Annotated in this window: 21 protein-coding genes and 1 tRNA gene; 11 read left to right on the top strand and 11 right to left on the bottom strand. The window is 61.6% G+C overall.

Annotated features, from left to right (window positions below; all coding sequences use genetic code 11):
- Positions 1 to 590 precede the first annotated feature (590 nt).
- Both recJ and NEZ08_RS21690 read left to right on the top strand, forming a co-directional pair.
- Positions 591 to 2,432 carry a single-stranded-DNA-specific exonuclease RecJ gene (gene recJ, locus NEZ08_RS21695; protein WP_298111596.1) on the top strand — a complete coding sequence of 614 codons (1,842 nt, stop codon included), beginning with the start codon at positions 591 to 593 and terminating at the stop codon, positions 2,430 to 2,432.
- A 136-nt stretch (positions 2,433 to 2,568) separates the two neighbouring features.
- A complete protein-coding gene (locus tag NEZ08_RS21690) occupies positions 2,569 to 3,381 on the top strand; it encodes a glucose 1-dehydrogenase (protein WP_298111594.1) in 813 nt (270 codons plus the stop codon).
- 6 nt (positions 3,382 to 3,387) lie between these two features.
- Here the strand turns inward: NEZ08_RS21690 and NEZ08_RS21685 are convergent, their stop codons facing one another.
- Both NEZ08_RS21685 and NEZ08_RS21680 read right to left on the bottom strand, forming a co-directional pair.
- Entirely contained in the window at positions 3,388 to 4,638 is a 1,251-nt protein-coding gene (locus NEZ08_RS21685) for a lytic murein transglycosylase (protein WP_298111591.1), read from the bottom strand.
- A gap of 54 nt (positions 4,639 to 4,692) precedes the next feature.
- Positions 4,693 to 5,199, bottom strand: coding sequence for a MarR family transcriptional regulator (locus NEZ08_RS21680; RefSeq protein WP_298111588.1), 507 nt, complete (start codon positions 5,197 to 5,199; stop codon positions 4,693 to 4,695).
- Positions 5,200 to 5,348: 149 nt separating this feature from the next.
- Between NEZ08_RS21680 and NEZ08_RS21675 the strand changes: the two genes are divergently transcribed.
- Positions 5,349 to 5,828 (top strand): carboxymuconolactone decarboxylase family protein, encoded by a 480-nt coding sequence (locus NEZ08_RS21675; protein ID WP_298111585.1) that lies wholly within the window; start codon positions 5,349 to 5,351, stop codon positions 5,826 to 5,828.
- 31 nt (positions 5,829 to 5,859) lie between these two features.
- Positions 5,860 to 6,369: a cupin domain-containing protein gene (locus NEZ08_RS21670; RefSeq protein WP_298111583.1), complete on the top strand. Its 510-nt coding sequence runs from the start codon at positions 5,860 to 5,862 to the stop codon at positions 6,367 to 6,369.
- A gap of 27 nt (positions 6,370 to 6,396) precedes the next feature.
- Here the strand turns inward: NEZ08_RS21670 and NEZ08_RS21665 are convergent, their stop codons facing one another.
- Both NEZ08_RS21665 and efp read right to left on the bottom strand, forming a co-directional pair.
- Entirely contained in the window at positions 6,397 to 7,992 is a 1,596-nt protein-coding gene (locus tag NEZ08_RS21665; protein ID WP_298111669.1) for a M23 family peptidase, read from the bottom strand.
- 59 nt (positions 7,993 to 8,051) lie between these two features.
- Positions 8,052 to 8,618: an elongation factor P gene (gene efp, locus NEZ08_RS21660; RefSeq protein ID WP_298111580.1), complete on the bottom strand. Its 567-nt coding sequence runs from the start codon at positions 8,616 to 8,618 to the stop codon at positions 8,052 to 8,054.
- Positions 8,619 to 8,741: 123 nt separating this feature from the next.
- On the opposite strand from efp, the gene epmA reads away from it, so the two are divergent.
- The 3 genes from epmA to NEZ08_RS21645 are packed head-to-tail and all read left to right on the top strand — an operon-like array spanning position 8,742 to position 11,199.
- Entirely contained in the window at positions 8,742 to 9,794 is a 1,053-nt protein-coding gene (gene epmA / locus NEZ08_RS21655; RefSeq protein ID WP_298111577.1) for an EF-P lysine aminoacylase EpmA, read from the top strand.
- Positions 9,791 to 10,888: a lysine-2,3-aminomutase-like protein gene (locus tag NEZ08_RS21650; protein ID WP_298111574.1), complete on the top strand. Its 1,098-nt coding sequence runs from the start codon at positions 9,791 to 9,793 to the stop codon at positions 10,886 to 10,888. The genes epmA and NEZ08_RS21650 overlap by 4 nt, the downstream gene beginning before the upstream one ends.
- A gap of 53 nt (positions 10,889 to 10,941) precedes the next feature.
- Positions 10,942 to 11,199: a hypothetical protein gene (locus NEZ08_RS21645; RefSeq protein WP_298111571.1), complete on the top strand. Its 258-nt coding sequence runs from the start codon at positions 10,942 to 10,944 to the stop codon at positions 11,197 to 11,199.
- A gap of 230 nt (positions 11,200 to 11,429) precedes the next feature.
- Here NEZ08_RS21645 and NEZ08_RS21640 read toward each other — a convergent pair whose 3' ends face one another.
- On the bottom strand, positions 11,430 to 12,002 hold the full coding sequence (locus NEZ08_RS21640) for an HdeD family acid-resistance protein (protein WP_298111568.1): 573 nt from the start codon (positions 12,000 to 12,002) through the stop codon (positions 11,430 to 11,432).
- 85 nt (positions 12,003 to 12,087) lie between these two features.
- Entirely contained in the window at positions 12,088 to 13,101 is a 1,014-nt protein-coding gene (locus NEZ08_RS21635; RefSeq protein ID WP_298111566.1) for a PrsW family glutamic-type intramembrane protease, read from the bottom strand.
- Between the two features lie 390 nt (positions 13,102 to 13,491).
- Between NEZ08_RS21635 and NEZ08_RS21630 the strand changes: the two genes are divergently transcribed.
- The gene (locus NEZ08_RS21630) at positions 13,492 to 13,716 is read left to right on the top strand and encodes a DUF2061 domain-containing protein (protein WP_298111563.1); all 225 of its coding nucleotides are present in this window, start codon (positions 13,492 to 13,494) and stop codon (positions 13,714 to 13,716) included.
- 544 nt (positions 13,717 to 14,260) lie between these two features.
- Positions 14,261 to 15,040 (top strand): enoyl-CoA hydratase-related protein, encoded by a 780-nt coding sequence (locus tag NEZ08_RS21625; protein WP_298111668.1) that lies wholly within the window; start codon positions 14,261 to 14,263, stop codon positions 15,038 to 15,040.
- A gap of 8 nt (positions 15,041 to 15,048) precedes the next feature.
- Here the strand turns inward: NEZ08_RS21625 and NEZ08_RS21620 are convergent, their stop codons facing one another.
- From NEZ08_RS21620 to NEZ08_RS21610, 3 genes are all read right to left on the bottom strand, one after another.
- Positions 15,049 to 16,281: a Zn-dependent hydrolase gene (locus NEZ08_RS21620; protein WP_298111560.1), complete on the bottom strand. Its 1,233-nt coding sequence runs from the start codon at positions 16,279 to 16,281 to the stop codon at positions 15,049 to 15,051.
- Positions 16,282 to 16,296: 15 nt separating this feature from the next.
- Positions 16,297 to 16,629 (bottom strand): hypothetical protein, encoded by a 333-nt coding sequence (locus NEZ08_RS21615; RefSeq protein ID WP_298111557.1) that lies wholly within the window; start codon positions 16,627 to 16,629, stop codon positions 16,297 to 16,299.
- An 84-nt stretch (positions 16,630 to 16,713) separates the two neighbouring features.
- Entirely contained in the window at positions 16,714 to 18,027 is a 1,314-nt protein-coding gene (locus NEZ08_RS21610; protein ID WP_298111555.1) for a cyclopropane-fatty-acyl-phospholipid synthase family protein, read from the bottom strand.
- A 509-nt stretch (positions 18,028 to 18,536) separates the two neighbouring features.
- Here NEZ08_RS21610 and NEZ08_RS21605 point away from each other — a divergent pair.
- Both NEZ08_RS21605 and NEZ08_RS21600 read left to right on the top strand, forming a co-directional pair.
- Positions 18,537 to 18,611, top strand: a tRNA-Glu gene (locus NEZ08_RS21605).
- A 103-nt stretch (positions 18,612 to 18,714) separates the two neighbouring features.
- Complete coding sequence (locus NEZ08_RS21600) at positions 18,715 to 18,969, top strand: PilZ domain-containing protein (RefSeq protein ID WP_298111552.1); 255 nt, start codon at positions 18,715 to 18,717, stop codon at positions 18,967 to 18,969.
- A 37-nt stretch (positions 18,970 to 19,006) separates the two neighbouring features.
- Here the strand turns inward: NEZ08_RS21600 and NEZ08_RS21595 are convergent, their stop codons facing one another.
- Together NEZ08_RS21595 and NEZ08_RS21590 are read right to left on the bottom strand one after the other, a co-directional pair.
- Positions 19,007 to 19,654: a glutathione S-transferase family protein gene (locus NEZ08_RS21595; protein WP_298111549.1), complete on the bottom strand. Its 648-nt coding sequence runs from the start codon at positions 19,652 to 19,654 to the stop codon at positions 19,007 to 19,009.
- 342 nt (positions 19,655 to 19,996) lie between these two features.
- The gene (locus NEZ08_RS21590) at positions 19,997 to 20,446 is read right to left on the bottom strand and encodes a VOC family protein (RefSeq protein WP_298111546.1); all 450 of its coding nucleotides are present in this window, start codon (positions 20,444 to 20,446) and stop codon (positions 19,997 to 19,999) included.
- Positions 20,447 to 20,454: the final 8 nt, after the last annotated feature.

The following is a 20,454-nucleotide window of genomic DNA, read 5'->3' as shown; positions in this document are numbered from 1 at the left end:
GCCTCGTGTGGTGAAATTCTTGGGGCACTTTCTGCTGGCGCGCGATGATTTATCTATCGGGCCAAGGTGTCGTATTCTTTTCGCTTGCGTCGTCGGGCAAATCAATTTTAGAAGCCCCGCCGTTCCGCGCCCGCCAAGAGGGACGTATCGCGATCGTCACGAACGTTGGATGCGGAATGCGGTGGACGCCTTCGCGCGACAGACGAGCGTGCGTGGGGCGGACGGCGAAGTCGTGTGGGCCTGATATCCCGACGCTGGTATCAAGCCCGTGACGATGCTGACGCATCGCACGGGTGACGGAGACAAGAAAGCCCGGTCTCCGGGGCGAGTACGAAGGAAACCGTTAAAACCATTGCGCAGGGAAGGCCGGATTCCAGGCGTACCTGTGGTGATTAACTCGTGTCCTACCTTCCTTTGGACGCGAGGCTGCGGGCGCGCTTGCGCACCCGGCTTTCCCTGCGCCCTCGGCGCTTGAGGGACAAAAGTCTGATATAGCTCGGGCATTCTCTGCCGCGAGAACAATAATCCGTGGACGGTTTACTCGCGGATCATTGAACAAGCGCGTCTCTCGCCTATCTTCGGAAGGCATCATGACCCTCCCAGCATCCGCATTACCCGTCGAGGCCTCGCCCGCCTTTCTCGGCGTGGCCCGTTCGCTGACCGGAAAAATGTGGCGCGACCGGCTCGATGCGCGCGGCGCGGCGCGCGCGCTCGCGATTGCGCAGCGCTATCAGTTGCCGGAAATGCTGGCGCGCGTGCTTGCCGGGCGCGACGTCGACATCGACGCGGTCGAGGACTTTCTCGACCCGACCATCCGCAAGCTGATGCCCGACCCGTTCACCGTGACGCAGATGGAGGCGGCAGCCAAGCGCATCGCGGACGCGGCCGTCAAAGGCGAAAAGGTCGCGATCTTCGGTGACTATGACGTCGACGGCGCCACGTCAGCGGCGTTGCTCGCCTGGCACTTGCGCCATTGCGGGCTTGATCCGCTGATCCACATACCCGACCGCATCTTCGAAGGCTATGGGCCGAATATTGAAGCGGTGCGGGTGCTGGCGGGGCGGGGCGCCACGCTGCTGGTCACCGTCGACTGCGGAACCACCAGCCTCGAGCCGCTCGTTGAAGCGCGCAAGCTCGGCATGTCGGTCGTGGTGATCGACCACCACCAATGCGGTGACGCGTTGCCTGAGGTGGACGCTCTCGTCAATCCAAACCGGCCCGATGATCTCTCAGGTCTCGGCCATCTCGCCGCCGTCGGACTTGTGCTGGTGACGCTGGTTGCGGTCAACCGCGAACTGCGTGCGCGGGGTTTCTGGACCGCCGAAATGCCGGAGCCGGATCTGCTCGGGGTATTGCATCACGTGGCGCTTGGTACCGTAGCTGACGTGGCGCCGCTGATCGGGCTCAATCGCGCCTTTGTCGCCAAGGGCCTTATTGCGATGCGCCGGCGCGACCATATCGGCCATACCGCGCTGATGGACGTGGCGCGGCTGAACGGGCCTCCGGAAGCCTGGCATCTCGGCTTCATGCTGGGGCCGCGCATCAATGCGGGCGGGCGCATCGGCCGCGCCGATCTCGGCGTGCGGCTGCTGCTGGAAGGCGATATTTCGGAAGCGGCGCGCATTGCAGCCGAACTCGACCGGCTCAACAACGAGCGGCGCCTGATCGAGCAGGCCGCCGAAGCGCAAGCCGAGGCCGAAGCGTTGGCCGCGCTCGGGCTGGAGGACAAGGGGGCGGTCATCGTGACGGCGTCCGAGGGGTGGCATCCGGGCATTGTCGGTCTCGTTGCCTCGCGGCTGAAAGACAAATTCTTAAGGCCGACTTTCGTGGTCGCCCTCGAGCCTGGCGGAATCGGCACCGGATCGGGCCGTTCGATCGGCGGCGTCGATCTTGGCAAGGCCGTGCGGCAGGCGGTCCACGACGGCCTCTTGCTCAAGGGCGGCGGCCACGCGATGGCCGCCGGAGTTACCCTGCGCAAGGAGCGGCTCGCCGAATTTCGCGCCTATATGGAAAACGCGCTCGCGCGCGATGTGGCGCAGTCGCGCCACGTCAATGAAATCTTTGTCGATGGCGCGGTCAGCGCGCGGGGTGTCACGACCGAGCTGGCCGCGACGCTCAATCGCGCCGGGCCCTTCGGCAGCGGCAACGCCGAGCCGGTGCTTGCCTTGCCGTCCCATCAGCTGGTCTATGCCGATGAGATTGGCCAGGCCCATTTGCGCCTGCGCTTCAAGTCCGGCGATGGAGCAATCGTCAACGGCGTCGCGTTTCGTTCGATCGGACAGAAACTGGGTCATGCATTGACCGCAAGCCGCGGGCAGGTTCTGCACGTGGCAGGCTCGCTTGCGGTGGACCGCTGGCAGGGTACCGAGCGCGTGCAGTTGCGCGTGCTCGATGTCGCCGTGCCGGATCAGGGGCCGGCGGTCATCAGGTAGACAGGATTGTTCTGTCCCCTCATCCTGAGGAGCCGCATAAGCGGCGTCTCGAAGGATGAGGCCAACATCAGGCCTCATGGTTCGAGACGCGCCGAAGGCGCTCCTCACCATGAGGGTATTGAGAATGGGAGTCGGAATGGCCGGACAAGTTGCAGGCAAGGTTGCGCTGGTGACGGGAGGCGCGTCGGGTATTGGCCGGGCAATTGCCGAATTGCTCAGCGAGGAGGGCGGTCGTGTCGTCGTGACCGACGTCGACGAGCTGAGAGGGCCGGAAGTGGTTGCCGCCATCGCCAAAGCCGGCGGAGAGGCGGTGTTTCTACATCAGGACGTAACCAGTGAGCCGCGCTGGACGGAAGTGACTGGGGAGATCGAGCGGCGCTTTGGCAGGCTGGACGTGCTGGTGGCGAACGCCGGGATCGGGATTGGCGCCGCCTCGGTCGTCGACATGTCGCTGGCCGATTGGCGGCGGCAGACCGCCATCAATCTCGATGGAGTGTTCCTGTCCGTAAAATACGGCCTGCCTCTGATGCGCAAGACCGGCGCCGGCTCCATCATCCTGATGTCCTCCCTGGCGGGTTTGCGCGGTTCGCCGACGCTTGCCGGCTACTCCGCGACCAAAGGCGGCGTGCGGCTGTTTGCCAAGTCGGTTGCGATGGAATGCGCCTCCGTGGGCGACGGCATCCGGGTGAATTCCGTGCATCCCGGCATCATCGATACGCCGATCTGGGGCAAGATTCCGGCCGGCGGCATGGCGAACGGCCAGAATGCGCCGATCGATTGCGAGGCGCTGGCGCAACTCGCGACCCCCCTGCGCCGCGCCGGGCGGGCCCGCGAAATCGCCCAGGGCGTCCTGTATCTCGCTTCCGATGCATCGAGCTACGTGACGGGGAGCGAACTCGTCATTGATGGCGGCATGTTGGCCGGCACCGCACCGCCGAGGCCGTCGTAAGACGAGTTAACTTCCCTGCCGCAGCCGTGCGAGCACTTTCAGACCGCCATAACCATCGGCGGGCAAAAGCCCCATTTTGGTCTGGTAGTCGCGGACCGCCTGCATCGTGTCATTGCCGACCCGGCCATCGGTGCCGCCGGTGTCGAAGCCCGCGCGCGTCAGCCGCGTCTGCATCTCCTGCACCTCGGCGAGCGTCAACGCGCGCTCGGAATCGGGGAAAGGCTGGATAAGGGGGGGCGCGCCCAGAATGCGGTCGCCGAGATGACAGATCGCCAGTGCATAGCTCATCGCGGGATTGTAGCTGCGAACCGAATAGAAATTCGGCCCCAGGAGAAAACTCGGCCCGCCAGGCACCGGCGTCCACAGCTTCGCCACGGCATTCGGCAGCGGGAACGCCTTGCCGTCGGCGCGGGTCACGCCGGCGCTCGCCCAGGCCGCGTAGCTGCGATTGCCGCCCGCCGAAACTCCGTTGGTGCGAACTTCATATCCCCAGTGCTCGCCTCGGTGATAGTTGCCTCGGGTGACGAGATAGCGGGCGGTGGAACCGAGCGCGTCGTCCGGTCTGCCGAACGGCGATACCCGGCCGTCGTGATCGTAGTCGATGCCGACGTTGAGCCAGACCTCGGGCATCCACTGCGTGTGTCCCATTGCGCCGGCCCACGAACCGCGCATCTGCTCCGGCGTGCTCCAGCCGCGGTCGACGATGCGCAGCGCATTGACCAGTTCGCCCTCCCAATAGCTGCGGCGCCGCGGCTCGTTCCAGGCGAGGGCGGCGAGAGCCGGGAACACCGGGCGCATATGGTTCTTTTGTACCAGGGGATCGCCATAGGCGGATTCCACGCCCCACAGCGCGAGCAGCATACCGCGTTCGACGCCAAAATCGCGCTCGATCCGACCGAACAGCGCCTCGTTTTTCCGGAGCGCCTCCTTGCCGTGAATGATGCGCCAGTCCGACACCCGGCGGTTGAGGTATTGCCAGAGTTCTTCCTTGAATTCGGGCTGGTTGCCGATTTCCTTGAACACCGACATGTCCGGTTCGATCCGGCCCATTGCCCGGTTCCAGGTCGCCTCCGTGATCCCCTTTGCCAAGGCACGGGCGCGAAAGCGATCGCGCCATTGCTCGAAGCCGGGCAGCGCTGCCGCGAACGCCTGAAATGGCCGGGCGCACAGCGCGCCCGCGCCCAACCCGAAACAGAGGCCGCTCCGCAGGAAAACGCGGCGGGTGGGTATCTCGTGGGAGGACTCAGGCAGGTTCATGCAGACAGTCTAGCCAGGTTAAGCCCGGCGCGACAAAGCGGCAGCCGGCAGCATCTAGATATCTTGATGCAAATCTGCGGCAATTTTGGACAGCCAGCGCCGGATGGTGGTTTCAGCCTTTGCCCCCAATCCGGCCACCAGCCTCCGTTCGACGGCATCCACACGGCGGCGGCACTTCTCAAGCAGATCCGAACCGCGGCGGGTCAGCGTCCATTGCAGCACACGGCGATGCACCGGATGCGGCGTCTTCCTGATCGCGCCGTCCCTTTCGAGGTTGCCGATGATGACGCCGACGGTTTGCGGCGTCAGCAGCGCGAGGCGGGCGACGTCGGCGCCGGAAAGGCCAGGGTAGGCGTTGAGCATCGTGAGCACGGCGAATTGCGGCGGCGTGACGCCGAGATCGGCCAGGGAGCGATCGAGCGTCAGCCGCGTCGCGGCCTGGGCTTGCCGCAGCAGATAGGCGATATGGCCCTGCTCGCCGCGCTTGCCCGATCCGGGCTGCGGAAGATGAACGGCCTGAAGTGCGGGAAGCTGAGCCGGGAGATTCGTGTGCCGGCCCAATTTTCGGGAAGCCGGCTTTGCGGCGGCAGCCGATTTTCGCTGTTTTACGCGCGTGTTCGGTGATAGCGAATTCGATCGGGCGGCCGGCTTGCGCATGTTATCAGAGCTCTTATAATCCATGAGAACGCTTATACATGGGAGATTGAAAAATGCCACTGGCGCGAAAGGAATACAGCGACTTTCAGGCGATCGCCCCGGACGCCTATGAAACTGTTCGCGCGCTTGGCGGGTATGCGGCAAACGCCGGTATCGAAGAGCCGTTGCTCGAGCTGATCAAGCTGCGGGCGTCGCAAATCAACGGCTGTGCATTCTGCGTGCAATTTCACGTCCTGCAGGCCGAACGGCTTGGTGTACCTTCCGACAAACTCAATCTCGTCGTTGTTTGGCGCGAGGCGCCGCAATTCTCAGCGCGCGAACGCGCGGCGCTCGCCTGGACCGAAGCGTTGACGCGGCTTGCGGACGGCGTCGGCGACGAGGTCTATGCGCAGGCACTCAGCGAATTTTCCGATCGGGAACTGACTTACCTGACATCGGCCGTTGCCTCGATCAACACCTGGAACAGGTTTGGCGTCGCCTATCGCTGGACGCCGCCGGCCCGGCAAGCGCGCGTGAGCGCGGCCGCATCATGAGCAGCCGGGCATATGGGTGGAGGGATGAGCGATGACATCAATGGCGACATGGGTTGCGCCGATGCGGCCCCATCGAAGAGAGATTTCACTTGCCGTTGCCGTTGGCCTTGGCTGCGCGCTGCTCGCCGCGAAGGCAATCCCGCTGACGATGGGGTCGATATCGAAGGCATTGGCTCCGCTCTGCATCAATGGCGCCGCGGCAACCGGCTCGCCACTCGACAAGGTGGAGGTGATCGCCTCGCATGCTCTGCCGAACGTACCTGGCAAGCGGGTGACCATCGTGCGGGTATTTTATGGTCCGGCCGGCTTCACCCGCGCACACCGCCACGCAGGCACCGTCACTGCCTACGTCACGAAGGGCGAGATCCGCTCCCAGCTCGCCGGCGGCCCGATCGAGACCTTCGGTGTAGGGCAATCCTTCTTCGAGCCGCCGGGGTCGACCCATCTGGTGTCTGCCAATGCAAGCAGTACCGAGCCTGCGGAATTGATTGCCGTGTTCGTAGCGGACGAGGGCGCCCAGCTCACGACGGTGATCGAATAGGTCCGCGAATTGACAGAGCGGAGAGGATTAGTTCTCGCCGCGTTCTTCAGGCCCGCGGCGAGTCATATCCTCGGGAAGCGCATGGGCGAAGTCGGCGGCCACAGGGATACTGTGAGGCCCGACCTCGCGTCCACGTTCGTGGATCAGACGCTCATAGGCGGAGACCAGCGTGACGTAGGGATTGACCCATAACCATCCGTCGCGCGTGAACACCTGAATATCGAAATGTAAGTGACGGGTGGTGCCGTTGGGGCGGTCGAGATAGTTGGAAACCACGCCGATCTGCTCGCCCTCCTCGACGTGGCGGCCGTTCAGCAAGCCGTCCGCGTCCATCGCTGACGGATCCATGTGCATGTAGCGGAATCGGATGTGTTCGTTTCGGGTATTGACCTGGAGGGTTGCCGCCTGCTGCTTCGGTGAACGGATCAGGACCGCGTCGCGCACAGCAACCACCGGCTGGTGCCTGGGATCGCAATGCTCCGCCCCATCGTCGTGGGCGGGACACGGCGCGGGCCGCATATCCTGGCCCTGATGGCCGAATCCGCTCGGGCATTGGCCGACGCTGAAGCTGCGGGCTTCGCAGAAATTGTCCTGCCAGGGATAGCTGGTCGGTCCGACCGAAAGCTCGTCGAGCCTGGCGCTCAATTTGAGCAAATGGGATGATTGGGAATGGGCGAAGGCGGGGGCCTTGGCCAGCGGAAAGCGGATTTGCGAATAGGCGGTGTAATCGACGCGACCGCTCTGCCGATGCGATCCGCTGTTGGCGATAATGTCCCCGGGGGGCCGGTAGGTGAAATCCGGCGACACTTCAGAAGGACGATCCACAGCCTCTGAGGCGATATCCGTGCGTGATCGAGATGGCAGTCCGCCTGCGACGTGCAGGGCTCTCAGGAAGCGCTCGGCGACCGGATAAGCTTCGCGGCAGGCAAGTCGCTTCGGTTTTGCCACGCTGTCGAGGCACTGGATCGAAACGACGTAAGGAATGCCGAAGCGCGTAAAGGCGTAGCGAACATAACCTTCGCGGATGAAGCGCCGCAGGTCGGGATATTGTGCAGCCAGCGACTTGACCGGCTCGCCCTTGCCGCCGATCGGATCGTTGAGCTCGTAGGTGAGCAGTGATCCTGTGATCTGAACCTCGACTGGCTTGGCGAAAATCCGCTGCGGCAGGCCATCGCCCTCGCCGGGTTCAAGTGAAAAGACCGCGTCATAACCCGCAGGGCCTGCATCGAACATCTCGGCCGGACGAAAGTCGGCCTGGAAGTGAGCCAGCGAAAGATTTTCCAGAGCGCCGTGCCGTTCGGCATCAAGATAGGCCGCAGCGTCGAAAGGCAGCAAGACCGGCACCGGGCTGCGGCCTATGCCAGTGAAAACCTGCGACGTCGTGGCATTGAGTTGAACGAGCGCCGGCATTGAGCGCGGGTCGGGCGCCCCCAAGCGCGGCCGGCCGACAAAGGTGAATGCCGGCACGACCGCCGGCTGGGTGCCGATTTCGGTGCGAAGCTGATCGAGCGCAGCGCGCCAGTCAACACGGGCCACAGAAATGGCGGGGGTTCTGAACTCGTCGGCAGCAAGGGGGCTAGCGGCGCCACCGAGCAAGCAGGCCGCGAGTTGTAGACACGCCAAGTAACTGCCGACCCCCGATCTCACACTGACGCCCCCCCGGCGCTGCCTCGGTCTAGATATTAATCCTTTGCGCGCTCGACGTAAGAGCCATCTTCCGTCATTACCACAATCCGCGTACCGGTGGTGATGTGGGGCGGGACGGCCGTTCGGACGCCGTTGGACAAGACGGCAGGCTTGTAGGAAGACGAGGCCGTCTGGCCCTTGGTTACCGGCTCAGTCTCCACGACTTCGAGCGTCGCGCGCTGAGGTAGCTGTATGGCGACCGGATTACCCTCATGAAGCGAAAGCTTCACGGTCATGTTCTCTTGTAAATAGGGTGCCGCGGAACCGACGATATCCTTGGAAACCTGCACTTGATCGTAGTTCTCGGCGTTCATGAAATGGAAGCCGTCGGCATCCTCATAGAGGTAGTTGAAGTTGTGGTCCTCGACCGTGGCCTTTTCTACCTGGTCGGTGGTTTTATAGCGTTCGGAAATCTTCACGCCGTCGCCAATACGTCGCATTTCGATCTGGCTGACCGGGGTTCCCTTGCCAGGATGGATGTTTTCGGCGGTAAGGACCACATAAAGCTTGCCGTCTTGCTCGATGACGTTGCCTTTGCGAATAGAGCTGGCGATGACTTTCAAAGCTGTTTTCCTGATTGTGGCCCGGGACCTAGGCGAATGGGTGCATTCGACGGCCAATTGGGGCGGTTTCGGGCTGCAACATACTGATTTTGTGCGTGGATGCTAGTGGCAAGGCGACCGTCGATGACTGTGGAGGATAGGGCTTCGCCTTGGTGGTCGGCCGGGCGATACGCGGACATCCGGCCGTTTTTGATGGCCCGAAATGCCGTCACGCGGGCGATCCGGGAATGGTTCGACGAACAAGGATTTACCGAGGTCGAGACCGCGATCCTGCAGATGTCGCCGGGCAATGAGACCCACCTGCATGCGCCCCGCACGGAACTAGCGGCCGCGGATGGTAGACGCATGACGCGGTATTTGCGGACCTCACCAGAGTTTGCCTGCAAGAAGCTGCTTACCGCCGGCGAAAAGCGGATATTCGAATTTGCGCGGGTGTTTCGTGACCGGGAGCGCGGCCGGCTGCACTTGCCCGAATTCACCATGCTCGAATGGTATCGCGCGAACGAGACCTACGACTCCGTAATGGCCGATGGGATTGTCCTGATCGCGCACGCGGCCCAGGCAACCGGGATCGGCCAATTTTCATTTCGAGGGAAAATCGCCGATCCATTTGCCGAACCCGAGATGTTGACGGTCGCGCGAGCATTTGAACGTTTTGCGGGCATCGACCTGCTCGCGACCATTGATAATGGCGAAGGCGATCGGGCCAGCCTTGCGGCGGCGGCCGAAAGCAAGGTCCGTATTACTACGGACGATACATGGTCCGACATCTTCAGCAAGATATTGGTGGAATATGTTGAAGCCAATCTGGGGCAGGGACGGCTGACCGTGCTCTATGAGTACCCGTTGCCCGAAGCCGCGCTGGCGCGTGCGGTCCCATCCGACGCCCGCGTTGCCGAGCGCTTCGAGATCTATGCCTGCGGAGTGGAATTGGCGAATGGGTTTGGTGAATTGACCGATTCAGTCGAGCAACGCCGCCGCTTCACGCTTGCGATGGAAGAGAAGCAGCGCCGATATGGCGAACGATATCCGCTCGATGAGGATTTCCTGGCTGCGTTGGCTCACATGCCCGAGGCGAGCGGGGTCGCGCTTGGCTTTGACAGGTTGGTGATGCTGGCAAGCGGTGCCGGATCGGTCGATCAGGTCGTGTGGGCGCCGCCCATTGGCGAATTATGAGCAGTCCCATTTTTCAGCCGGTCACCACCCTGCGCGAGCCTGCGGAATTGGCTGCGCGCGGCCTTGTGCCGGTGGGGGATCTTCCGGCCCTCGAAAAAGTCGCAGCGCGCTACGCGATCGCAGTGACGCCTGAGGTGGCCGCACTGATCGATCCGGATGATCCACTCGATCCGATTGCGCTCCAATATATTCCTAGCAGCGAAGAACTGGTGGTTGAGCCCGGGGAGCGGCCGGATCCGATCGGCGATCAGGTGCGTTCTCCGGTCTCCGGAATCGTGCACCGCTATCCCGACCGGGTTCTGTTCAAGCTGGTTCACGTCTGCGCGGTCTATTGCCGGTTTTGTTTTCGTCGCGAGGTGGTTGGACCGGGTAAGGCGACGGCGCTTTCGGACGGCGCCTATCAGAATGCACTGGCTTATATCCGCGCCCATTCGGAAGTATGGGAAGTCATCCTGACCGGCGGTGATCCATTGATGTTGTCGCCACGGCGGCTTTCGGAAGTGATGGCAGACCTGGCGCGGATCGACCATGTCAAGATTATCCGCATTCACACTCGCGTTCCGGTCGCTGAGCCCCAGCGCATCAACGACAAGATGGTTGCTGCCCTGAAGGTCAGGGGAGCAACGACCTGGGTGGCGCTTCACGCCAATCACGCCCGGGAGCTGACGCCCAAGGCGCGCGCCGCCTGCGCGGCCATGATCGATGCCGGCATCCCGATGGTCAGCCAGTCGGTGCTGTTGCGGGGGGTCAACGACGATCCTGAAACCTTGGCGGCCTTGATGCGGGGGTTCGTTGAATGCCGGATTAAGCCGTACTACCTGCATCATGGAGATCTGGCGCCGGGCACTTCGCATTTGCGAACGACTCTGGAGCAAGGACAGGCGATCATGCGCGCCCTGCGTGGCCGGGTTTCGGGGCTATGTCAGCCGGAGTTCGTCGTCGATATTCCCGGGGGCCACGGCAAGTCTCCAGCCGGTCCGACCTATCTGTCGGTCGAAAAATCTTTCTCGGCAGATCGTGAACAGTCCGCAGAAACCCGCTATCGTATCCTGGATTATTGCGGCGACGTTCATCGCTACCCACCGGAGCCCTGACCTCTGCTCACGAAGCGGGTCACGGCGTCCAGGCATCAAGACGGAAAAAGCAGATGCGAAGACTTTTGGTGACGGCGACATTTCTGATGCTCACGGCTGGACCAGCAGCCGTGGCGCAAACGGGCAATTCGTCATCGGGAAAGCAAACTCCTTGGCCCGCGCCGATCGGTCACCGCCAGCCGCGGGCCGACCAGGTGCCGTCCGAGAAGGATACGATGGGCGAGAAGGATACGATGGGCGCCCCGGATGCCATGAAGCGCGAAGATGCGGATCTTGACCGCAAGCTCAAGAGTATCTGCCGCGGCTGCTAGACCCACTTTCCGAAGTTCGTGTTACACCTCAGCAGCCACTTTGACGAACTTCGGAAATCATCGGTACTAGCTAATTTACTGATTCTAGTACTGCTTTGTCGATCTGAAGCCCCTGATCGAATTCGCCGCTTGTGGTGCAGGGACTTCAGATCGGCGGCACTGGTGCCGCATTCAGAGAGCTGCGTCAGTGTCGCCGCCGGTGCCGTGCGGCCCGGCGAAATTGAATGCGGCTAGGCTTTGCGCGCAGCAAGGGCCACCCCGATCAGCGTTGCGCCGCCGAACAGCAGATTGATGCCGACCAGAAGACCAAGCGCCCAGAGTGCCGATCCGGGCAATCCCGCGATAATGATGGCCGCAATCAGGATATCCATGAGACCGGCAACAAGCATCCATGACCAGCGTTGCGACAGTTCACGGCGATGCTCGAGGGCGTACATGATGGTGGCAACGCCTTCTGCCAGGAAATAGATGCCGACAACAACTGTCAGGGTGAGCGTTCCCTGCGCCGGCTGCGCCAACAGGATAAGGCCGGCAAGAACCGCAAGCGCGGCGGAAATCAGTGACCACCAGAATCCAGGCATTTCGCGCGCCCAGAATGTTAGCGCAAGGCCGACGATGCCGCTGATGAGGAAGAGCCAGCCCAAAAGGATTGTGACTGCAAGGCTGGCGGCGGGCGGGACGATGATGGCAGCCAATCCGAAAATCACGAGCAGAATGCCCTCGAACAGAAACGCCTTCCAATGCTGGCGAACGGCATCGCGCATTTTCGTCGACAGATCGACATTGTCGTGCGGAATGGTCATCGAAATCTCCCGTACCGGTTTTCGAGCAGAATGACTCGTTTCTGTGACAGCGCAATATAGCGCGCCGTCTGCGCACGGACGACGGCTATGATGCATTGATCCGCAGGCGATCGCGGCCAAGAAAGTAGACGGCGGCGGTAACGACCAGTAGCGCGAAGCCGAGGAGGATGGAAAAAAAGCCGAGAGGGACGAGAACCAGCGTCACGTTGCGATTCGGGTTCACCAGCCAGTGGTGGACTGATGACAGCACGAAAACGAGCCCAGCGAAGCCTGTCCCGCCGCCCACTACAAGCAAGGCCCACATGCGTCGAAGCTGACTGAGCCGCTCGCGAGCGAGATCGGTTCGGGGGGCATGGTGACGGCCGACCCGGCGCACCAGTCGTGCGGCAAAGGCAATCGAGGCAAAGCCGATCAGAACGCTCGCCGCGCCGAGCAAAAGGCGGGTTGTGTTGTCGATGCTCGGATTTTTCTGCAGCGCCAGCAGCGGAAAATCGAATGCGGCGTGCAGGCCGACCGGTCCTGCCAGCACCAGGATGCCGCTCGTGATGCGTGCCCAGTCCCGATGGTGACGGTGTGCGCCCAGCGCGGTACCGGATCGTGCAATCGCAAGATAGGCACCTGCGATGATGCCGAGCGCGCCATGGAATGGAACGGTCAAAACGCTTCGCAATGCAGCAAGCGATGGCCACATGTCGGCATGCTGAACGAGATAAGCGAGATTTTCGTACGCTGCAAAGCCAAGGCCTGCAGCGGCGCCGTAGATCACGGTGTCCATCGGATCGGAGAATGGCTTTCGCCAGGCGGACACCGCCGCAATGACCAGAACCTTGACGGTCTCTTCTGGAAGGGCAACGCCGAGAAGCGAGTGCAGTCCTTGCGCCAACCATGGATTTTCAGGGGAGGTCAGCAGGGCCATGAATGGCGCGCGTATTAGTCCAAGCAAGGAGATACTGGCTGCGCCAAGGAAGAAGGCAGCCCACACTTTTGTGGGCGGTTGCGACCGCTCGCCCGCCGCCACCACGAGCCACAGGATGAGAAGGGCCGGAGCGACGGCCGCCGTTCCAATCACTGTCGGGAGAGATTCAAGGAGAAGGAGCATCGATTAATATACTCTAATGCCCGTAGCGCCGAGGCCGGTAGCCGTCTGATTGGGAGAATTCAGCGCGGAAATCAAAGGTTCACCTGAAGAGCCGGCTTTTGATCTCGCTGGCAAATATGCCATTTTTCGGCGCTCTCAATGGCAATGACGCGCTTGCTACCGGGGGCGTGGCCTGACGTCCTGATATCGGGCTTAGGGTCGGTGGTTCAACCGCTTGTTCTAAAAGCATAACGCGGCGGAAAAACAGGCGGCATTTCCGTGGATGGCAATTGCATAGCCGGAGCAACGGCCGCCAAGCTGCCGGGAGCCCTTGCTCGCGCTGCATGACAACCGCAGACCTGATGGCTGAGCTCACGTGTTAGGGTGTGCCAACAATAGAGGAGCGCGCCGGTGATTTTCCGCGGGGCAGAAACGCATTCGAGGTCGGTTCTCAAGGCGGTCAGCTGGCGAACGCTCGGAACCCTCGATACGTTCGCGATCAGCTGGTTCTTTACCGGAAGGGTCGAGATCGCGGGCTCGATCGCCGGCGTTGAGATCCTGACAAAAATCGCATGGTACTATCTTCATGAACGGGTTTGGGCGGCCGTTGCCTGGGGTCGCCGCCGGCTGGATTGATGCAGTCTCTAGCCGGAAAGGAGCAGCGTTCCGATACGGAAGGCCCAAGCCTCACAGTGCCGCCCAGGGAAGCCTTACGCCCGCGATCGCAGGACTGGCAATTTTGCGACGCCATTGCCGGTCGGGGCCTTGAGTGGCGCGCGAACTGACCACCGGCAGCCCGATGCAGGATTGCCTGATGGTCGCGGCCAACAACACCATTCAACCGGCCGGAGAAGTTCCCGTTATCTGACCGCAGCGCACCATTCAAAGCGCCGCCGGCAGGTGCGCTCCCACGGATTTCTCGTCTTTCGCGCCGAGTTCAGATGCGTGCATTCGACACGCTGCAGACCCCAGGGGGCATGACTACTTATTGGGTAGCGCGGACCGGAATCGCGTGGCAACTTCCATGATGGCCCCGCAGTTAACGGACCGCGTACTCTTAAGCCGAGTGTTTCGGCTTTCGAGGCGGAATGTTCAACAGCCGGAGTGCACGGCTATGAAATACAGCTCTATGTTTGCGCCGATACACGGCGAGTGGTTCGATCATACAAGGGGTGACGCAGTGACTTATGAGTTTGTCGAGGTGAAGCAGCGCGGCCACGTGACGATCGTGACCCTTAATCGTCCCGAGGTATTGAACGCGCTGCATAAGCCTGCCCATTTCGAGCTGCACGAAGTGTTCAACTCCTTTTCCGCCGATCCCGATCAGTGGGTGGCCATTGTCACCGGCGCGGGCGATCGGGCGTTCTGCTCGGGAAACGACTTGAAATGGCAGGCCGCAGGCGGCGAGCGGGGCTGGAATGCGACCGGATTCGGCGGGCTGACATTGCGATTTCACTGTGACAAGCCGATCATAGCTGCCGTCAATGGCGTGGCGATGGGCGGTGGCTTTGAAATCGCATTGGCATGCGACCTCATCATTGCCTCGGAAAATGCAACGTTTGCTTTGCCTGAGCCGCGCGTCGGACTGGCGGCTCTGGCCGGCGGCCTGCAACGGTTGCCGCGCCAGATCGGGCTGAAGCGGGCGATGGGCATGATCTTGACCGGCCGGCACGTGTCGGCGCGTGAAGGTTTCGAGCTCGGCTTCGTTAATGAGGTGGTCTCGGCTGGCGAGGCCCTCAGCGCCGCCGAGCGTTGGGCAGATCAAATCTGTCAGAATAGTCCCATGTCGATCCGGGCGTCGAAGCAGGCGGTAATGGACGGATTGAACGTGCCGTTGCCAGAGGCCATGATCGCTCAGCGCGAATATCCCGCCGTGCGAGAAATGCTTGCGTCCGCCGACTATGTCGAGGGCCCGAAGGCCTTTGCCGAAAAACGTCCGCCGCGCTGGCAGGGAAAATGAGCGGCAGCTCAACTCGAAAGCAAACGCCTGCAGGCCTCGACGAATACTTCTGCGCCCCTGACGATGTCCGCATCGGAGGTATTTTCGCTCCAGTGATGACTGATGCCGCCGATCGATGGCACGAACAGCATACCCGCTGGCATGATCGAGGCCAGAACCTGGGCGTCGTGCCCGGCGGCGCTTGGCATAGGAAGCGATTTGCCGTCTGCAAAGATCGACGCGGCGCCTGCAATCGCGCGCTGGAATTTGAAATCCATCATGGCCGGCTTGCCGGTGCGTATCCGTTTGACATCGACGCGGCATCCGCTTGCCGCAGAAATCCCGGCGGCGATCTCGCCGAGCAGCGCCTCGAGGCGCCCTACGAGATCAATATCATCGTCGCGGATCTGAAACAGCATGTCGGCGCGGCCGGGGACAATGCTCGGCGCGCCAGGGTCGAAAGTGAGCCGGCCCGTGGTCCATACAGTGCGCGACCCCGCGCAGGCGGGAAAACGGTCGTCGATGGCGACGCATAGTCTCGCCGCCGCCAGGCCGGCATCCTTCCGGTCCTTCATCCGCGTGGTGCCAGCGTGGTTTTGCTCGCCTGTGACGGTGATCTGATATTGCCAGATGCCGACAATTGAGGTGACCACACCGATGCAGATCTGCGATCCTTCAAGGGTCCGCCCTTGCTCGATATGAGCCTCGATATATCCAATGTGGCCGCCGGATTTCGCGTTTTTTCGCGGCAGGCCTGTGAGCCCGGCGGCTTGCAGCGCGTCCCGCATTGCACGGCCATCGGTGCGATCACGAGCAGCATCGATCTCCTGTTCGCTGACATCGCCGACATAGGAACGGCTGCCGAGGAAATGGCCGAAATGACCTTCTTCATCGCACCAAGATGCCACTTCCACCGCACCGTTTATGCCGGGATCAGGATTGATCAGGCGCGCGGCTTCAAGTGCATAGATCACGCCGAGCGGACCATCGAGCCAGCCAGCGAAGTTCTGGCTCTCCAGATGGGAGCCCGCGAGCAGTTTCGGTCCGTGTTTTGCACTGACGCCGAATACGTTGCCGATGCCATCAATCTCCGGCGCGAGCATGGCCTCCGGTAATTTGTCCATCAGCCATTGCAGCGAACGAAGATGCGGCTCGGAAAAGGTGGGCCGGTGCACGCCGCTCTGGTAGGCGCCAATGGCGCGGAGCGCGTTGAGATCGGCCAGCACCCGCGCGCCGTCGGCTTTTGGACCGTGATCATTCATCGCTCGGACCTGTCGCTATTGAGCCTGGACGGATTCGGCGGGAGGAAGGTAGGGCGAGCAGATCGCCGCGTCGCCGGTCGCATTATACGAATCGACGACATCGCCTGAAATGCCGGCCGAGATCAGGCAATTCTGCGTGCCACTGCCAATTCGCCACATGTAGAATTTCTGCCCCGAGATCGTCTGCTGAAGATCGGGATTGCCGAGCCGGCCAATGATCACGCTCACCGGCTTGCCCTTGAAATCGTTTCTCGCCTTGACGTCCTGCAGCGACAGGCTGGGCATACCGCCGCACCCGGCCAGGGCCAAGGCCGCCAGGACCATCAGATTGCGGGGGTGAAGGGTCATCGGTTCGCGCCGCGCTTGCGAGATTAAGATAGGCGTCCGTAGCGAAGGGCGCGAGTCAAAGTCAATAGCAGTGCCGAACAGGACCTACCGATACAAATCGGCGCGTGTCGGCGGGAGACCGGAAGAGCCCCGAATGCGGTTTGAGGCCAAGGTCTGAAAGATTCCGACCGTGCCTTGGGCAAACGCAATCGAGACCACGGCGAGATAGGCGATCCAGAGTCTCGTCTTCTCGCGGCCGATTTCGTGCTCGGCAGCCTCGCTGTTGGCCGATAGCCGATCATGCCAGAGCCGCGTCGTGCGCATGTAATGCTCGCGCCAGGCTTCGACGTCGTGCACCTCGAAATTGTGCATTTCGAGATTGGCGACCGACAGGCCGACGTGGTCCAGTTCGCCGCCGGGGAAAATGTAGCGGCCGATTGCGGTCGCCGCTGCGGCATCCCGCCGGCCGCCTTTGCGAAAGCGCTCGAAACTCTTCGATCGTAGCGCGATGCTGTGGTGAAGGTACAAGCCGCCCGGCTTGAGCAGGCGGTTGATGGTCTTGAAGTAGGTCGCGTGGTTGGCGAGGCCGACATGTTCGAACATGCCGATCGAAGCGATCTTGTCGAAGCTGCCTTCAAGACGTGAGTAGTCGCGTAGCTCGACAGTCACCTTGTCATCGAGACCAAGTCGGGCGACCTTTTCCTTCGCGTAGGCGAACTGCTCTTCCGCCAGCGTGACGCCATGAGCGCGTACACCATAATGTTGGGCGGCGTGACAGACGAGGGCGCCCCAGCCGCAACCAACGTCAAGCAACGTTTCTCCTTTGTTGAGGCGCAGCTTGCGACAGATCATATCGAGCTTGTCGATCTGCGCCGTCGCAAGATCGTTGTTCCAATCTTTGAAATAGGCGCAGGAGTAGACCATCTCCGGATCGAGAAACAGTTCGTAAAACCGGTTCGAGACGTCGTAGTGGTAATGAATGTTTGTCTTACTGGCGGCCTCGGAGCCGTCGGTGCGTGCCTTACGGACAGCTTCCAGGGGCCACGGTCCGCCGCGCGGAACAAGCAGAAACTTTGCCAGCGTCGTGAGCGCGAGACGCTTGTCGAATGATTTCACCAGCTCTCTGGTGCGCGTCTTGGGGCGCCGCGTTGCAAGGTCAAAGAACGATCCATTGCGGAGGTCGAACCGTGATGTGACCCAGAGGTTGAGGAAGGTGTCGACGTTTGGCCGCCGGATCATGGCGGCAACGGCACCCTCGTCAGCGATGACGAAGGCCATCGCATCCGAGCTGAGGTCCGCAGGGACCGTGGAACCGTCCCACAGCACGAAGCCGATGTCCGGCAGGATTCGTTCGTGGATATGGCTGAGCAGGCGCCTGAAGCTATCGAGACGGCGCGCCGCGTTTGAAGCCTCGGGCAAAACCGACGATCCCAATTTGAGAGACGAAACTTCTCCGATGGGAGCATCGCTTTCGAGAGAAAATCAATAGTTGTAATGAATGTCCAGCCGGGCGCTGTGAAAGCGTGGGCTCCTCTACGGGCGTGGCGGTCGTCACGAGATGCGCCAGCAAGCACGCCAGCTAAATCGAATAGCCCTTGATAGGCACCTCGAAGAACTTTCGGGCGGAGCTGATGCGCAACTTTCGCTGAAAAATATGACGCGAAGCAAAGCGGCTATTTCAAACGGGTATGGTTTGCAAAGCGGTTGGGCGGCGATTGCCGCAATCCTGTGGGTAAACCGTCCCACGCGTGGCTTGCCGGAGGACGCAAACGCCACTATACGTTCGCGCGCCGGTCCTCGCCGTAACTCTCGGCCGAGCCGGCAGGTGAAGAGAACCCTCCAAGATATTGATATATTGGATGGATTTCGTCAACTAGAGTGAGGCGGTGGCGTGGCCGAGCAATCGGCCGTGTCGCGGCAAGCGCCTTGCTCCCTTCGTCTATCGGTTAGGACGCCACCCTTTCACGGTGGAGAGAGCGGTTCGATTCCGCTAGGGAGCGCCACTGCGCTGGATTTCGCCAGCCCCGCGGACTCTGCGATCCGCGCAAGGGTTTATAAATCCCGCTCCGATAGAAAGCCGGACCATCCAAACCGGAACAAGCGATCATGGCAGCAGCCAAAAAACGCGACGTCCGCAGGTCTGTGCAGCAGGCGGCGTGGATCACCCTGGAAGGCGGCTTCGCAACTCGTCACTGTTTCGTGCACGACATGTCGTCCTCGGGGGCGAAGATCACGGTATCCGATTCAAGCGTGTTGTCGGGCCGGGTGCTGCTCGCTTTTTCACGCGATCCGAAGGCGGGACGTCCATGCAACGTGGTCTGGCGGCGCGGACGGTCGTTGGGCGTCAAGTTCGTCAGATAGCAGCATCGGTTTCCGCGTTCGGATATCTTTGCGGATATCATGACATCGGCGGCGCGATGTGCCGCACGAAGCCTGGCCGCGAAGCGAGTTCTCCGAACCAGCGCTCTAGGTGAGGCAAAGACGGCTTGGCGATTCCCTCAACGCCGAACCAGCGACGCGCATAGGCGCCGAGGGCAATATCGGCCAGCGTGAATTCGTCGCCCGTTATGAAGCGGCGCGTCTTGAGATAGAGCTCGACAACTCGCCACTGGGCGGCTTCGGCATCGGCATCCTTCTGGATTGCCACCATATCGCGCTGCGCGAGAGGGGTCCGTACCAGCGCCCAGAACACCGGCCGATCGACCGGTTGCAGCGTCGACAGCGTCCAATCCAGCCACCGATCGACGCTCGCCCGCCCTTTGGGATCCTTTGGGTAAAGCGGCGACTGCGGCCGATAAGCGAGCACGAGGTAGCGCATGATGGAATTGGATTCCCAGAGCACGAAATCGCCGTCGACCAGTGTCGGCACGCGGCCATTCGGATTCATCGCCAGATATTCCGGCTCGTGATTCTTTCCGAATGCCATGCCCGCATCGATGCGCTGATAGGCGAGCTCAAGCTCGTAAAGGCACCACAGAACCTTCTGGACGTTGACGGAATTGGCGCGGCCCCAGATGGTGATCTGGCTCTGGTTGTCGTTCGACACGATCCTTCGCTCCCAGGAGTGATCCGCCGACGATAGCGCAAGTTTCCGGCCAAGGATATTCTTAGCGGCTCCAACGGGCGTTACGCCCACCAAACCAATCAGGCCCCGCGCACGAGCGGAGCCTGACTCAACCACGGAAAAGATCTGTCAGCGGCCGAAGAACAGCCAAAGCAGAATAATCACCGGAATAGGCACGCCCAAAAGCCAGAGCAAAAGTCCTCGCGCCATCTCAGCCTCCACTCTTGTCAAAAAAGGCCAACGCGTGGTGAGAAGCGAAGTTCCGCCGTCAGTGCGCAAACTCGTTTCGCTGGACGTGCGAGCGTCTCGCAATATACGCGGCGCCTACCAGTGTCCGGTGTTCGCCATGGACGTCCACGGCTCAGCCGGAGCTTTGGCATCACCCTTTTGCAAAAGTTCGATCGAGTGAAGATCCGGCGAACGCACGAAAGCCATCTGCCCATCGCGCGGCGGCCGGTTGATGGTGATGCCGAGCTTCATCAGGCGCTCGCAAGTCGCATAGATGTCGTCGACCTCATAGGCAAGATGGCCGAAAAAGCGGTCCTCGCCGTATTTTTCCTCCTCCCAGTTGTAAGTGAGTTCGACCAACGGTGCGCCGCGTCCCTTGGAAGCCGCCAAAATAGCTTCGTCTTCGGGCGCACACAGAAACACCAGCGTAAACTTGCCTTTTTCGTTGTCTACCCGGCGGACCTCTTTCAGTCCGAGAGCGTCGCGATAAAATTTTAGCGCAGCGTCGAGATTGCGAACGCGGAGCATGGTGTGAAGATATCGCATTGTTCTTT

The organism is Bradyrhizobium sp., assembly GCF_027451485.1.
In the GTDB taxonomy this organism is placed as follows: domain Bacteria; phylum Pseudomonadota; class Alphaproteobacteria; order Rhizobiales; family Xanthobacteraceae; genus Bradyrhizobium.
This window is presented reverse-complemented; position numbering and strand designations above follow the sequence as displayed.